The following is a 13,805-nucleotide window of genomic DNA, read 5'->3' on the forward strand; positions in this document are numbered from 1 at the left end:
CGCCAACAAGATGCGGCCGTTCCCCTCAGGAGTGAGCCGCACCATGAATTCCACCCGCAAGCTATGGGCAGGCCTGGCGATCCTGCTCATCGCCTCGTTCGCCGTCCTGCTCTGGGTCGGCAGCGAAATCCATCGCCAGGCACCACCGTTGCCGGAGCAGGTGGTCACCACTGACGGCACCGTGGTCTACACCCGCCAGGACATCGAGACCGGGCGCCAGGTCTGGCAGTCCATCGGCGGCCAGCAGCTGGGCTCGATCTGGGGCCACGGCGGCTACGTCGCCCCGGACTGGGGCGCGGACTGGCTGCACCGCGAGGCCGAGGCGATCCTCGACCTGTGGGCACAACGCGAGCATGGTGTCGACAGCTACAAGAAACTCGATGCCGCTACCCGGGCCGCCTACAGCCAACGCGTGCAGGACGTTCTGCGCCCGAACACGCACGACGCGGCCACCGGCACGATCCTTATCGACGCCGACCGCGCGGCGGCAATCCAGGCGGTTGCGGCGCACTACCAGAGCGTGTTCAGCGATGATCCGGCCACGGCCGACCTGCGCGAGGCCTATGCCATGCGCAACGACACCGTGCCCGATGCCGAGCATCGCCGGCAGATGACCGCCTTCTACTGGTGGGCGGCATGGTCTTCGGTGACCCAGCGTCCGGACAGCGACATCACCTACACCGCCAACTGGCCGCATGACGAACTGGTTGGCAACACCCCACCATCGAATCTGTTCATGTGGACAGTGTTCAGCGTGCTGTTCCTGCTTGCCGGCATCGGTCTGCTTGGCTGGCACTATGCGGCCAGCCACGGCGAGGAGATGGTGCCGTCGCTGCCCAGGTCCGACCCGCTTGCCGCGATCAAGGTCACCCCGTCGATGCGCGCCACCGCCAAGTACTTCTGGGTGGTGATCGCGCTGTTCCTGGTACAGATCCTGCTCGGCGCGATCACCGCGCACTATCAGGTGGAAGGTCAGGAAGCCTACGGCTTCGCCCTGGCCGACGTGCTGCCGTATGCGCTCACACGCACCTGGCACACGCAGCTTGCAGTGCTGTGGATCGCCACCGCCTGGCTGGGCATGGGCCTGTACATCGCCCCGGCGATCTCTGGGCACGAGCCAAAGTTCCAGCGCTTGGGGGTCAACTTCCTGTTGGCCTGCCTGGTGATCATCGTGGTCGGGTCGTTCACCGGGCAGTGGTTCGCGGTGATGCAGAAGCTTGGCCTGGTCAACAACTTCTGGTTCGGCCACCAGGGTTGGGAATACGTTGATCTGGGCCGCTTCTGGCAGTGGTTCCTGTTCATCGGCCTGTTGCTGTGGCTGACCCTGGTCGGCCGCGCGTTGTGGCCGGCGATCCGCCACGGTGGCGAGTCGCGCTCCATCGTCAGCCTGCTTTTCCTGTCGGTGGTTGCCATCGGGCTGTTCTATGCCGCCGGCCTGATGTGGGGCGAGCACACCCACCTGTCGATGGTCGAGTACTGGCGCTGGTGGGTGGTGCACCTGTGGGTGGAAGGCTTCTTCGAGGTGTTCGCCGTGGCGGTGATCGCCTTCCTGTTCACCCGCCTGGGCCTGTTGCAGACCCGCAGCGCGACCATCGCCGTGCTGTTCGCGACGATCGTGTTCATGGCCGGTGGTGTGCTCGGCACGCTGCACCACCTGTACTTCACCGGCACGCCGACGGCGGTGATCGCCCTGGGCGCGAGCTTCTCGGCGCTGGAAGTGGTGCCATTGGCCTACGTCGGTTTCGAGGCCTTCCACAACTACAAGCTGGGCAAGGCCACGCCGTGGATGGCCAGGTACAAGTGGCCGATCATGTTCTTCCTGGCGGTCTCGTTCTGGAACCTGGTGGGCGCGGGTCTGTTCGGCTTCCTGATCAACCCGCCGCTGGCGCTGTACTACATGCAGGGCCTGAACCTCACGGCCAACCACGGCCATACCGCGCTGTTCGGTGTGTACGGCATGCTCGGCATCGGCCTGATGCTGTTCTGCCTGCGTGGCCTCAAGCCGGACCTGAAGTGGAGCGACAAGTTGCTGGGCACCGCATTCTGGTCGCTCAACATCGGCCTGGCCGGCATGTCCGCCTTCACCCTGCTGCCGCTGGGCATCCTCCAGCTCAACGCCGCGGTCAACCATGGCTACTGGTACGCCCGCTCGGCCGAGTTCATGCAGCAGCCGATCGTCGACCTGCTGGTGTGGATGCGAGTTCCGGCCGATACGTTGTTCAGCGTCGGTGCGGTGGCTCTGGCCTGGTTCGTGTTCCGGCTGTGGGTGGCGCCGCGCAAGGTGCCGGTGAGGCAGGCGCTTCCGGCCAGCAGCTGACCGCCACGTCAGTTTGGCCTCGGACCGCCCGGGAGAATTTCCCGGGCGGCTTCCCCGCGAACGATTCCGCAGCCGTTTTTGCCCCCAGCCTGACATGGATCAAGGCGGAGGGGGCAGGGGGCGGCAAAACTGGCGCCATGCTTCAGGCCATTTCGACATCGCGGGTTTCCCCACGCCAGCTGGTGCAGGCGCCGCACCGGCTGATGTTCTTCATCGGCGCCGGCAACATCCTGCTCGCGATGCTGTGGTGGGCGGCATGGCTGCTGGCAGCCCGCTGGCCCGATCTTTTCCCGATGCCGCAACCACCGGTGCCGGCGGGCTGGCTGCATGCCTTCGTAATGCAGTACCTGGTGCTGCCGAGCTTCATCTTCGGCTTCCTGTTGACGGTGTTCCCGCGCTGGATGGGATTGCCGGCGCTCGAGCGCTGGCACTACGTTCCGGTGGGCGCGGGTTTGATGGGCGGGCAACTGGCGATACTTGCGGGAGCGAGCGGGTCCGAAGTCGCACTTCTCGTCGGCCTGTTGATGGCGGTGGCGGGCTGGACCACGGGATTGGCCATCCTTGGCCGCCTGCTGCTGCAGGAGACGGGGACGACCTGGCATGCGATCTCCTGTTTCGCCGCGCTGGTGCTGGGCTGGATCGGACTGCTGTCGTTCCTCGCGTACGTGCTCGGGGCGTCGCCGATGCTGGTGATGCTGAGCATCAAGCTGGGTACCGTCGGCCTGCTGCTTCCGGTCTACATGACCGTCGCGCACCGGATGTTCCCGTTCTTCGCCGGTAACGCCGTCCCCGGCTATCGGCCATGGCGACCGATGCCGTGGCTCGGGCTTGTCTGGGGATTGCTGTCCGTCCACCTGCTGCTCGAGTTGTCGCACGCATACGCGTGGCTGTGGCTGGCCGACGTGCCGCTGTTCATCGCTACCGCGTTCGCATTGTGGCGCTGGTGGCCGCGTGCGCGCATGCCAGGCCTGCTGGCGGTGCTGTTCATCGGCACCGCATGGCTGCCGGTCACATTCGCACTGTACTCGGCGCAGAGCCTCATCTATGCGTGGACCGGCGTGTTCGAACTCGGCCGCGCGCCCGCGCACGCACTGTTCATCGGCTTCTTCGGCAGCCTGCTGATCGCGATGGTCACGCGGGTCACCCAGGGCCATTCCGGTCGGCCGCTGGTGATGCCCGGCGTGGCCTGGTTCGGCTTCATCGCCGTGCAGGTCGTCGCAGTCGCGCGCGTCGCGGCCGAGCTGGTTCCGGATGCGTACGCATGGCACGCGGCCGCCACGATCGGCTGGCTCGCCGCCTTCCTGCCCTGGGTAACACGGCTCGGGTGGATCTATCTCTCGCCGCGCGCGGACGGCAAGCCCGGGTGAGGCCGGCAGGATGAAAGCGGACGGATGAAGTCGTCATGATCGAGTTCTATCTCCAGATCAAGCTGGTGCACGTCGCGACAATCGTTCTCAGCGGCGCCATCTTCCTCGCGCGCGGATCGGCTTTGCTTGCCGGCATGCGCTGGCCGATGGCCGCGCCCGTTCGCTATCTCAGCTACGGCATCGACACGGTCCTGCTGACGGCCGCGATGATGCTGCTGACCATCCTGCCCGGGGCGCTGTTCGCCAATGGCTGGCTGCTGGTCAAGGTCGCGCTGGTCGTGGTCTACATCGTGCTGGGCGTGTTCGCGTTGCGCCGTGGACGCACGCGGGCGATGCGCGCCGCCGCGTTCGTGCTGGCACTGCTGGTGTACGCGCAGATTTACTTCATCGCGCGTGCGCACCATCCGCTGGGTGCGCTGTACCTGTGGTCGTGATGAGGGCCGTTCGGGTGTTCGACCCGGCTTGACCTGTATCAATGCGCAGTCGTGATGGCGGGCCTAACGTTCACCTAACGGCCAAAGGCCTTTCACAAGGTAAGCAGACCATGATCATCAAGACCGGAAATTTGCTTGGTCACGCGCTTGCGCTCGCACTCGGCCTGGCGGCCCCCGTCGCCATCGCGGTGGCGGCGTCCGGCGAGGCGGCCATCGCCGCTCCGGCGCACACCGTACGCGCCGAGCTGACGGCGCCCCCGCACGTTCCGCCTGCCATCGATCGCAAGGAACCGGCCAGGGTGATCGTCGAACTGGAAGTCGTCGAGAAGGAAATGCAGCTCGCCGACGGCGTCACCTACGACTTCTGGACTTTCGGTGGCAGCGTGCCGGGCAGCTTCATCCGCGTGCGCCAAGGCGACACCGTCGAGTTCACGCTCAAGAACGCACACGACTCACACATGCCGCACAACATCGACCTGCACGCGGTGACCGGCACCGGCGGCGGCGCGGAAGCGACGTTCACGCTGCCCGGGCACCAGACGCGATTCACCTTCAAGGCGATGAACCCTGGGTTGTACGTCTACCACTGCGCCATGCCGCCGGTTGGCATGCACATCGCCAACGGCATGTATGGCCTGATCCTGGTCGAACCGCCGGAGGGCCTGCCCAAGGTGGACAGGGAGTACTACGTCATGCAGGGCGACTTCTATACCGAAGGCAAGTATGGCGACCCCGGCCTGCAGCCCTTCAGCCTGGAGAAGGCGATCGACGAGCATCCGACCTACGTGGTGTTCAACGGCTCGGACGGTGCGCTGACCGGCGACAACGCGCTGACAGCCAGCGCCGGCGAAACCGTGCGCCTGTTCGTCGGCAACGGCGGGCCGAACCTGGTGTCGAGCTTCCACGTCATCGGCGAGATCTTCGACAAGGTGTACTTCGAGGGCGGCACGAAGTACCAGGAGAACGTGCAGACCACCCTGGTGCCCGCCGGCGGTTCGGCCATCGTCGAGTTCAAGGCCGACGTGCCAGGCAACCTGCTGCTCGTCGATCACAGCATCTTCCGCACGTTCCACAAGGGCACGCTCGGCGTCCTCACGGTGGACGGTGAAGAAGATCCGTCGATCTACACCGGTCAGCAGTTGAGCGAAGAGTATCCCGCGCCTGCTGAGAGTGGTCACCCGCAGGGCGGGCACTGATCCACCGAAAGGAGGACAGTCCCATGGTCGCCACCTCCCTTGCGCTACTCGTGTTGCTGGCGGCGCCGTTGCCGGCAACACCGCTGGACTTCATCGAAGTACCCGCAGGCGGATTCGTCTCGGCGGTGAAGTACGAGGGCGACGACCGTGTGCAACCGGTGGCCGGCTTTGCGATGTCGCAGCGGCCGGTCACCGTCGGAGAGTTCGAAGTGTTCGTGCGTGCGAACCCGCAATGGCAACGCGACGGCGTGCCATCACTGCTGGCCGATGGCGGATACCTCGCCCGATGGCAGGACGCGGGCGTCGCGGGTGGCGGATTCGATGCCGACGCGCCGGTAACCCAGGTCAGCTGGTTCGCCGCCGACGCGTACTGCCGGTCGATCGGCGCGCGCCTGCCCGACTGGCTGGAATGGGAATACGTGGCTGCCGCCGACCCGGCGCGAAGCGACGCTCGCGACGACGCGACCTGGCGCAAACGCCTGCTCGATGACGGCACGCCACGCGCGGTGGACGCGCGTGCGGATGCGGCACCCAACGCTTACGGCATATCGGGCTTGCATGGCGCGGTGTGGGAATGGGTCGGTGATTTCTCGACCCTGCTTGGCGATGCCGACATGCGCGGTTCGGAGAACGGCGACCGCTTGAAGTTCTGCGGCGCCACCGGATTGTCGTTTGCCAACCGCGACGACTACGCGCTGCTCAAGCGGGTCGCGTTGCTGGCGGGAATGGAGTCACGCAGCACGCTGGCCAATCTCGGTTTCCGATGTGTACGGAGCTCACCATGAAACGACTGCCGTTTCTTCTCATGCTGGTCGCGGCGCTGTCCGCCTTCTCATTGCCGCTCGCGGCAGCGGACGCCACGTTGCCCGGCGACTCGGTCTACCAGGTCCAGGCACGGATGACCGATCAGGCGGGGCAGTCGCGGCCATGGCAGGAGCTGCGCGGGCGCCCGATGGTGGTGTCGATGTTCTACGCCAACTGCCACGTGATGTGCCCGCTCATCATCGCCAGCGGCAAGGCCCTGCAGGGGCAGCTGTCGCCGCGCGAGTACGCATCGCTCGACCTCGCCATGATCAGCATCGATCCGGCCCGCGACACGCCGCCGGTGTTGATGGAGATCGCGGACATGCATCGGCTGGATCTCGAACGTTGGCATCTCCTGAGTCCGGAGCAGGACGAGGTCCGCACACTCGCTGCCGTGTTGGGTATCCGCTACCGCGCCCAGCCCGAGGGCTCGTTCAACCACACCAGTGCGCTGATCCTGCTGGACAGCGACGGTCGCATCCTCGCACGCAGCGAAGTCACCGGCCTGCAGCCGGATCAAGGGTTCGTCGCCGCCGTGCGCGAGCACCTGGCCAGCGCGCGCTGATCCCCGCGTTCATCCGCCAGATTCCATCCATGTGCCCCATCCGTACCAAACCCATCAAGGAGTCATCATGAAAATCCTGTCCACATCGATCCTGCTTCTCGGTCTGCTCGCTGCCGCCGGCCATGCCCAGGCAGCCGGCAATTGCACGGTCTCGCTCAAGGGCGACGACGCAATGCGGTTCGACCTCAAGGAGGCCACGGTTTCGGCCGCGTGCCCGAGCATCACCATCGAGCTCGACCACACCGGCAAGCTGCCGGCCGCCGCGATGGGCCACAACGTCGTCGTTACCGCGACCAGCGACGTCGATGGCGTCAATCGCGACGGCATCAGGGCCGGCGTCGCCAACCACTACGTCAACAAGGACGATCCGCGGGTGATCGCGGCGACCACGCTGATCGGCGGCGGCGAGAAGACCAAGATCACCTTCCCCGGCAAGACACTGACGGCCGGCGGCGACTACACCTTCTTCTGCAGCTTCCCGGGCCACGCGATGCTCATGAAGGGCAAGCTGATCGTCACCAAGTAGTCATCCCTGGTCTGGAGGAAAGTCATGGAATTCACGATTCCGGTTTTTCGCCCCGACCCGGACCTGGATCGGATAGGCGAGGTGTTGCGCAGCGTGGATCCGGCCGCGGTTGTCGACCTGCATGACGGCCGACTCAGGGTGGCTGGAGCGTTCGACCTGCCGTCGCTGGTCGCCGCCCTGGGCGCGGCCGGGCATGAAGTGGCCTTGGATCAGGTGAGCCAATTGCCTTCCGTGTGCTGCGGCAGTTGCAGTGGTTGAGCGGTGCTGCCCGGCAACAGGCGATGGCTACCGATGCATCGCCTGCATGCCCGGACTCACGGCCACTGCATCTCGCCCTTGCTGACCTTCGCGCTCAACTCCAGCGAGGCCTCGCCAGGCAGGCCGGGGTAGCGCCGCTGCATCGCCGCGATCAGCTCCTTCGAGTCCTTGGCCTTCGCCGCTTCCTCGTCGTAGGCGCGGATGTAGTCGGCGGTGAAGCGCACCGCTTCCAGCGTGTGCGGCGCGTCAGGCGCGTAGTGCCCCGGGATCACCGTATGCGGGTCGAGTTTGACGATGCGATCGAGCGTGGCCAGCCAGTCGGCGTGCGACTGCGGAGTCTGGGTGTCGGCCATCCACACGTGCTCGCCGGCCATCACCGGAATCCCGCCGGCGACGGTGCGGAGCGACGGGATCCAGACGAAGGTCCGGTCCGGGGTCGGGCCATCCAGGCCGACGATCTCCAGTGGCTCGCCTTCCAGATCGATGCGATCGCCCTGCAGCGGCTCCGGCACCACCGTGCGTGTCGGCGCACCCGCGCCGAGCGGACCCGACCAGTAGGCGAGCTTGCCCGCGCGGCTTTTCTCGATGTAGGCGACGGTCTGCGGCGTGGCGACGATCCGCGCATCCGGGAACGCGGCCTGCAGCGTTTCCAGGCCGAAATAGAAATCCGGGTCGCCGTGGCTGATGTAGATCGTGGTCAGGCGCTTGCCCGAGGCCTGGATCATCTCGACCAGTTTCGCCGCATCCACGGTGGAGAACTGGGCGTCGATCAGTACCGCATCGCGCTGGCCGGACACCAGCACCGAGCTGACCTGGAAGATGCCGGCCTCACCCGGGTTGTAGACCTCGGTCGCGAGCGGCGCAGCAGCGGGCTCGGCTTCGGTGGCGGTAGCAGTCGCGGTGGCGGCCGTGTCCGGCGTGGTGGCCGGCCGGTCGCAGGCGGACAGGCCCAGCGTCAGCGTGGAGGCGACGGCGGCGACGAGCAGTGAGCGGCGCATGGCGGATTCCTTGGAAGGGGGTCCCGATCAAGATAGTTGCCTGAAACGGTTCAAAAAACTGCGTATAAGGCAATTATTTATTGCATAAATCGAGCAAATGGATCGTCTGACCGCCATGACCGTCTTCGTCGAAGTCGCCGAGCGCGGCAGCCTGACCGCCGCCGCCGAGGCGCTGGGCATGTCGCGCGCGATGGTGTCGCGCCACCTGGCCGCACTGGAAACCTGGCTCGGCGCCCGCGTGCTGCACCGGACCACGCGCCGGATCGGCCTGACCCCGGCTGGCGAGATCGCGCTCGAGCGTTGCCGGCGCATGCTCGCCGTCGGCGAGGAGATGCAGGCCGCCCTGGGCGACGCCGACGGCGCGCCGCACGGCCGGGTCCGCGTCGCCTGCAGCACCTCGTTCGGGGTCAGCCACATGGCGACGGCGGTGGCGGACTTCGTGCGCCGCCACCCGGGCACCGCGGTGGACGTGGTGCTGGCCGACCGCGCCGCCAACCTGGCCGAGGAACGCATCGACATCGCCATCCGCATCGCCCGCGCACTGGAGCCCGGGCTGATCGCGCGCCGGATCACCACCTGCCGCTCGGCGGTATGCGCCTCGCCCGACTATCTGGCCGCGCACGGCACGCCGCGGCAGCCGCAAGACCTCGCCGGTCACAACTGCCTGACCCACCACTATGTCGGCAAGGGCGCGTGGACGTTCGACCGCGACGGCCGCAGCGTGTCGGTCGTGGTCGAAGGCACCATCAGCGCCAACGACGCCACCCTGCTCGCGCAATCGGCGAAGGCCGGCGCCGGCATCGCCTTCCTGCCGACCTACCTCGTCGCCCCGATGCTGCGCTCCGGCGAACTGGTCGCCCTGTTGCCCGGGTACCGCCCGGAGGAAATGGGCATCCACGCCGTCTACCTCTCGCGCCGGCAGATGCCCAGGGTGGTGCGTGCGTTCATCGACTTTCTTGCCGAGCGGTTTGGGGACGTGCCGGAGTGGGATCGGGGGTGGGGTGAGGAGGTTAACGACTCATAGCAGACGCCGACTGGCGCTGGGGTGGCGCCGCTTTCGGTCCGGCTTATAGATCTGGTTGTTAGCCGGATCAAGTCGCCATAAGATCGAGTCGTATCAAGGGAATAGCGCCCCAAAAATGGCGCTTCGGACAATTTGTATAAGCGGTCCCCAAGGTCACGCCAATAGGTCGTTTGCGCTCACAATAGGAATCCGAATGTACATCCAGCTTGGAACCCCTAAAAAACTGTCAGCGCTTCGTGTCGCTCTACAAGATGCTGCTCATCTCAAGAGAAACACGCAAATCGCCGTTATTGACGATCAAGCCTTTCCAAAAGCAGAGGCATTGCGAAACCACAAGTTCAATGTAGTTGAACTTGGCGATATCAAATCTGTTGATCAGGTCGCTGCTTATCCGATTGTAGTATGCGATATCCGAGGGGTCGGCCAAGCCCTGAGCTCTGATCTGGAAGGCGCACACCTTATCTCAGAGATTAAGAAATCCTATCCAGATAAATTCCTAGTTACATACTCTGGAGCACAGTTTGATATCACCTACAATGAATCTCTTAGAGGTGTAGATGCGTCAATTGCAAAGGACGCGCCAACTGAGCAGTGGGTGTCCATTCTTGAGCGAGGTCTTGAAAAAGTAACGAATCCAAGAGAGAGATGGATCCGCCTCAGACGAACGCTTCTTGATCGCGGCGTCGAAATTCATGAGGTCTTCTCGCTTGAGCAAAGGTTCATCAAGGCGATTGAAGCCAAGGACGCCTCAAAACTAACAACAACCGGAGTCCCGGAAGAGGCTAAAGAGATCGTTGCAGCGTTCGCAAAGTATGCCCTCATTCAGATTATAGAATCGCTTGCCTCATGACTAACTATGACAAGCAGAATCGACGCTTTGAGAAGTTAAAGAGTGAGCGAGATGAAGCGCTTGCTGTCTTGCAAAGGTCGGAGGGTGAGCGATCACGCTTGTACTCAATTCTAGACGGAATCATGCATGAAACTCGCCGTCTCAACTCAGAGATTGCTTCTGCTTGCGAGGAGGTCTCTAAAAGCATTGCAAGCAAAAATTACAGCCAAGCCTCGCGTGACGCTGAAGATGCGTTCTATTCGTCTGGACTAGTTTCCTCAAGGCTTACCTTCGCTGACTTTGAGATCAACCCTGATTCCATTTCACGTCAACCAAGGTACAGTGCAGGGATCTACAAGAAATTCGACAAGGCTAGAAGAATTTTGTTTCGCGCCGCCAAGAGAAAAGGCGTGAATGTCGTAATTCAAGGTCCATCAAGGAACGAAATTGAAGTTGTTCCAGCATTTGAAATGGTGCCATTTGTCCTGATTGATAATGCGATCAAGTACTCCCCTAACAACCAAGACGTGCAAGTAAAAGTTACGGACAATCCGAGCCCGGGCACAAGGGTTCAGGTGGTCATATCATCAGTAGGCCCCATGGTCCCGACGCACGAACTGCCTACTCTCACTAAGAGAGGACAGCGTGGTAGCCATGCGTTGAAAAGCAACATCCCTGGGGAAGGCATCGGCCTCTATCTCGCTGATACGCTCATACGACTTGCAAATGGTCGCCTCGCTCTTTCATCTTCTCAGTCCAGTCTTTACAGCTTCAATGACGTTGGCTACTCCTCCTTTGTCGTAACCATCGCATTCAAGCAGTGATCGCTAACAGTTCATTCAAGCCGGCACGGTAACTCCTGCGGTTTAGTGGACACCCTGATCTAACTTCAGGAGTGTCACGATGCCAAAGCTTGGTCTTAGAACGACGTATCGATACAGCGACGCCTTCAAGGCTGCCGTTCGTCTCAGCCACTTGCCCGGTGTGTCCGTCCGGGATGTGGCCGATCGGCGCAGGCTGGCACGCGAGGGCAGATCGCGACAAAGCACATCGACGTAGATCTGACAGTCGCGTCATATTCACTACTACCCCTCGCCATGGGGCCTCTAAATGAAGGTGATGCGCGACAGGGCTGTCAGTCCTCGTGTGTCCGACTGGATCCGGATGCCGCTCGCGGGATCTTTTGCCGCCTTGAGAAGTGGGCGCTTGAGGATTCGATACGGCGACCTCCGTATGAACTCCTCGGTCTGTGGCCACGTGACAGTCTGCCCAGCAAAGGCATCGCGCAGCAAGGCCAGCAAGCCCTGATCGTGCTCGACGCTATCGTCGAGAAGTGTTGCCTGACCAGGGTCGGTCGCGTCGGAGAATCGTTCACCCCCACTACCGTCCACTTTCCATAGTGCGTCTTTCATCTTGTCGATGCCCTGCGGGTGATTCGTGGCGAAGACGAGGTCGTAGATTGGACGCTGCGATTCATCAAGCATGGAGAAAGCACGAGCGTACTCGGCGCGCCCGCAGACATCAGTGCGCGAAAGCTCCTCGATATAGAGTCGACGGAGGAAATCGACGCGCGCGTGGCCCGCCAAGTCACGGCCCTCCTGCCAACGTGGCGTACCAAAAATAGCATCCAGTGGCTTCTCGAACTCTGGCGCGGCGATGAATCGATGGGCGTAGCCCACCATGAAGTTCAACAGTACTTCGCAGCTTCGAGTAGCCAGCACCCGGCGTACCAGGTCCATGGTCAGCCCCTTTACGCCGAATGGGTCAATGAAGACGAGCGACGGCGCGAGCTGCTTGCCAGCCGTCGCCAAGTCTTCGAGCGTCTGGCTCAGGAGCGGCGCGTACTCGCCATGGACGACGCTGGCGGATGAGCCCTCAGGTAGCTGAGCCTTCAACGGTTCAATAACGCTCGCTAGCGTCTCCGAACGCTTCTTGTTGGCCTCGATGAACAGGAACATGACCTTGGCCTTGATCACGTGTCGATGCGCATGCTCAATCAGCGCCTTCATCGCGATGACCGGCGAGCCTTCCTCCCCGCCGGCATAGATGCCTGGTCCGGCAAAACCGTCAAGGAAGAGAACCTTCTGATTGCGCGATGAGATGATGGGTAACCAGGCGTGAAGATAGCGCCGGAGGATCAAGTGTTTGGCGAGGGTATGAGGCTCGAGTGACCAGATAGTCTTGGAAGGTCGTAACACGGCAAGTTCCTAACGAAACAGGAAAAACTGACGGCGCGGATGGATCTCGTCTAGCAACTGGAGGCGATCCACGTGCTTGCGCTGTCGACCGTGCTGGGTACGCATCTCAATTTCACCGGTCCGGCCGAGCTCGAACAAGACCTGCTGCACCATGTCCCGGGTAGCCGGTGTTTCGTTGGCAATCCTTTCCAGTAAGGTGCCGACGTTTGTGCCCGCGGAAAACTGGTCGTGAACCAGCTTGGGCAGGTCGTGGTGCAGCGCGGAGGAGGTCCGCTGCTGCGCAATGTCGCCAAAGTCGAATGTGTACTGAGGCGTTTCGTCCAGCCGCACGGGGTCGAAAGCGAGAATGCCTACTCCTTCGGCACCAAAGTGCATGAAATGATTGTGTTCCTGCCAGTGCAGGCGCTTCATCTCGTCGTTAGCTCGTGTGTTGTTGGCCAGATGCACGAGCCAGTATCCGCGTCGGCTTTGCCGTGGGATTACGAAGAACGGTGTGGCGTAAGCGGCGCCTGTCTGCGGAAATACTTCACGCAGTAATAAGGTCTGGATCACGTGCTTGGCGCCATGATCCTCAGCCTTGAGCTCGGTTAGCCGCTCGGCGCTGACCACCTCATCGAACCCAGTTTTCGCAAGAATTCTGCGGTAAAGCTCGCGGGTTTCCGGTGAGGCGAAGTTCGTCAGTGCATCCACCGCGAATGTCAGCACAATCTCGGCTTTAGGGAACGTCGTGAATATCGACTTCATGACCGGCAGGGTCGTCTGCGTGAAGCCGTACTGATCGAGAACGAAAATGATGCGGGGTGATCGACGGCTGTGCTTGTATGCGGTTATCAGCTGCGCGGCTGCCATATTGAAGTCGAGCTGCGTGACGTGTGTCGTCGGCGCCCATTCATTCTTTGGGCACGTCGCAAGCTGGGCTCGCAGGCTCTTGATGGCGTCGGCATCATTATCGTTTAGGTGCAGCGTCGCCTCGAGGTCAAAGGGACGATGCATTCCCATTTCGACGCGACGGGTTTGCACGAATGCCCGGCCGGCCTGCAACGCCTGTCGCAGGATCAAGGGCGACCCGAGATGCGGTTCACCGCTGGATGTTTGGTAAAGTCCACCCCCGCAAAATCCATCGACAACGACGAGCCGCAGGCATTCACGTCGGGGATTGAGGCAGAGGATCTGAATGTAGTTCTCGACGTACCGCCGCAGGACACGATGCTTGGCGATGCTGTGTTCGTCGATCTCAGGCGGAATATCGAACTTCCAATTATAGCCTCGCGCCATGAAACGCCCCCTGT

Annotated in this window: 14 protein-coding genes; 11 read left to right on the forward strand and 3 right to left on the reverse strand. The window is 62.8% G+C overall.

Going from position 1 to position 13,805, the window contains the following annotated elements:
- Nucleotides 1-43: 43 nt before the first annotated feature.
- The 8 genes from FKV23_RS05655 to FKV23_RS05690 all read left to right on the forward strand — a co-directional run bounded on the left by FKV23_RS05655 (nt 44) and on the right by FKV23_RS05690 (nt 7,467).
- Nucleotides 44-2,317 carry a nitric-oxide reductase large subunit gene (locus tag FKV23_RS05655; protein WP_141622973.1) on the forward strand — a complete coding sequence of 758 codons (2,274 nt, stop codon included), beginning with the start codon at nt 44-46 and terminating at the stop codon, nt 2,315-2,317.
- A gap of 137 nt (nt 2,318-2,454) precedes the next feature.
- On the forward strand, nt 2,455-3,684 hold the full coding sequence (locus tag FKV23_RS05660) for an NnrS family protein (protein ID WP_141622974.1): 1,230 nt from the start codon (nt 2,455-2,457) through the stop codon (nt 3,682-3,684).
- Between the two features lie 35 nt (nt 3,685-3,719).
- Nucleotides 3,720-4,118, forward strand: a complete 399-nt coding sequence (locus tag FKV23_RS05665) for a SirB2 family protein (protein WP_141622975.1) — start codon at nt 3,720-3,722, stop codon at nt 4,116-4,118.
- A gap of 110 nt (nt 4,119-4,228) precedes the next feature.
- The gene (nirK, locus tag FKV23_RS05670; protein WP_141622976.1) at nt 4,229-5,314 is read left to right on the forward strand and encodes a copper-containing nitrite reductase; all 1,086 of its coding nucleotides are present in this window, start codon (nt 4,229-4,231) and stop codon (nt 5,312-5,314) included.
- A 23-nt stretch (nt 5,315-5,337) separates the two neighbouring features.
- A complete protein-coding gene (locus FKV23_RS05675) occupies nt 5,338-6,099 on the forward strand; it encodes a formylglycine-generating enzyme family protein (RefSeq protein ID WP_141622977.1) in 762 nt (253 codons plus the stop codon).
- Nucleotides 6,096-6,683, forward strand: coding sequence for an SCO family protein (locus FKV23_RS05680; RefSeq protein ID WP_244244111.1), 588 nt, complete (start codon nt 6,096-6,098; stop codon nt 6,681-6,683). The genes FKV23_RS05675 and FKV23_RS05680 overlap by 4 nt, the downstream gene beginning before the upstream one ends.
- Before the next feature lie 67 nt (nt 6,684-6,750).
- The gene (azu, locus tag FKV23_RS05685) at nt 6,751-7,209 is read left to right on the forward strand and encodes an azurin (protein ID WP_141622978.1); all 459 of its coding nucleotides are present in this window, start codon (nt 6,751-6,753) and stop codon (nt 7,207-7,209) included.
- 24 nt (nt 7,210-7,233) lie between these two features.
- Entirely contained in the window at nt 7,234-7,467 is a 234-nt protein-coding gene (locus FKV23_RS05690; protein WP_141622979.1) for a hypothetical protein, read from the forward strand.
- Nucleotides 7,468-7,523: 56 nt separating this feature from the next.
- Here FKV23_RS05690 and FKV23_RS05695 read toward each other — a convergent pair whose 3' ends face one another.
- Nucleotides 7,524-8,465, reverse strand: a complete 942-nt coding sequence (locus FKV23_RS05695) for an MBL fold metallo-hydrolase (RefSeq protein ID WP_141622980.1) — start codon at nt 8,463-8,465, stop codon at nt 7,524-7,526.
- Nucleotides 8,466-8,580: 115 nt separating this feature from the next.
- On the opposite strand from FKV23_RS05695, the gene FKV23_RS05700 reads away from it, so the two are divergent.
- The 3 genes from FKV23_RS05700 to FKV23_RS05710 all read left to right on the forward strand — a co-directional run bounded on the left by FKV23_RS05700 (nt 8,581) and on the right by FKV23_RS05710 (nt 11,142).
- Nucleotides 8,581-9,489: a LysR family transcriptional regulator gene (locus FKV23_RS05700; protein ID WP_279633044.1), complete on the forward strand. Its 909-nt coding sequence runs from the start codon at nt 8,581-8,583 to the stop codon at nt 9,487-9,489.
- A gap of 193 nt (nt 9,490-9,682) precedes the next feature.
- Nucleotides 9,683-10,339 carry a DNA-binding transcriptional response regulator gene (locus tag FKV23_RS05705; protein WP_141622982.1) on the forward strand — a complete coding sequence of 219 codons (657 nt, stop codon included), beginning with the start codon at nt 9,683-9,685 and terminating at the stop codon, nt 10,337-10,339.
- A complete protein-coding gene (locus tag FKV23_RS05710) occupies nt 10,336-11,142 on the forward strand; it encodes a sensor histidine kinase (protein WP_141622983.1) in 807 nt (268 codons plus the stop codon). The genes FKV23_RS05705 and FKV23_RS05710 overlap by 4 nt, the downstream gene beginning before the upstream one ends.
- A gap of 282 nt (nt 11,143-11,424) precedes the next feature.
- Here the strand turns inward: FKV23_RS05710 and FKV23_RS05715 are convergent, their stop codons facing one another.
- Both FKV23_RS05715 and FKV23_RS05720 read right to left on the reverse strand, forming a co-directional pair.
- Nucleotides 11,425-12,516 carry a three-Cys-motif partner protein TcmP gene (locus tag FKV23_RS05715; protein ID WP_141622984.1) on the reverse strand — a complete coding sequence of 364 codons (1,092 nt, stop codon included), beginning with the start codon at nt 12,514-12,516 and terminating at the stop codon, nt 11,425-11,427.
- A gap of 9 nt (nt 12,517-12,525) precedes the next feature.
- Nucleotides 12,526-13,791 (reverse strand): three-Cys-motif partner protein TcmP, encoded by a 1,266-nt coding sequence (locus FKV23_RS05720; protein ID WP_167284994.1) that lies wholly within the window; start codon nt 13,789-13,791, stop codon nt 12,526-12,528.
- Between the last annotated feature and the right edge of the window lie 14 nt (nt 13,792-13,805).

Origin of the sequence: Lysobacter alkalisoli (assembly GCF_006547045.1) — a bacterium.
GTDB classification, from domain to species: domain Bacteria; phylum Pseudomonadota; class Gammaproteobacteria; order Xanthomonadales; family Xanthomonadaceae; genus Marilutibacter; species Marilutibacter alkalisoli.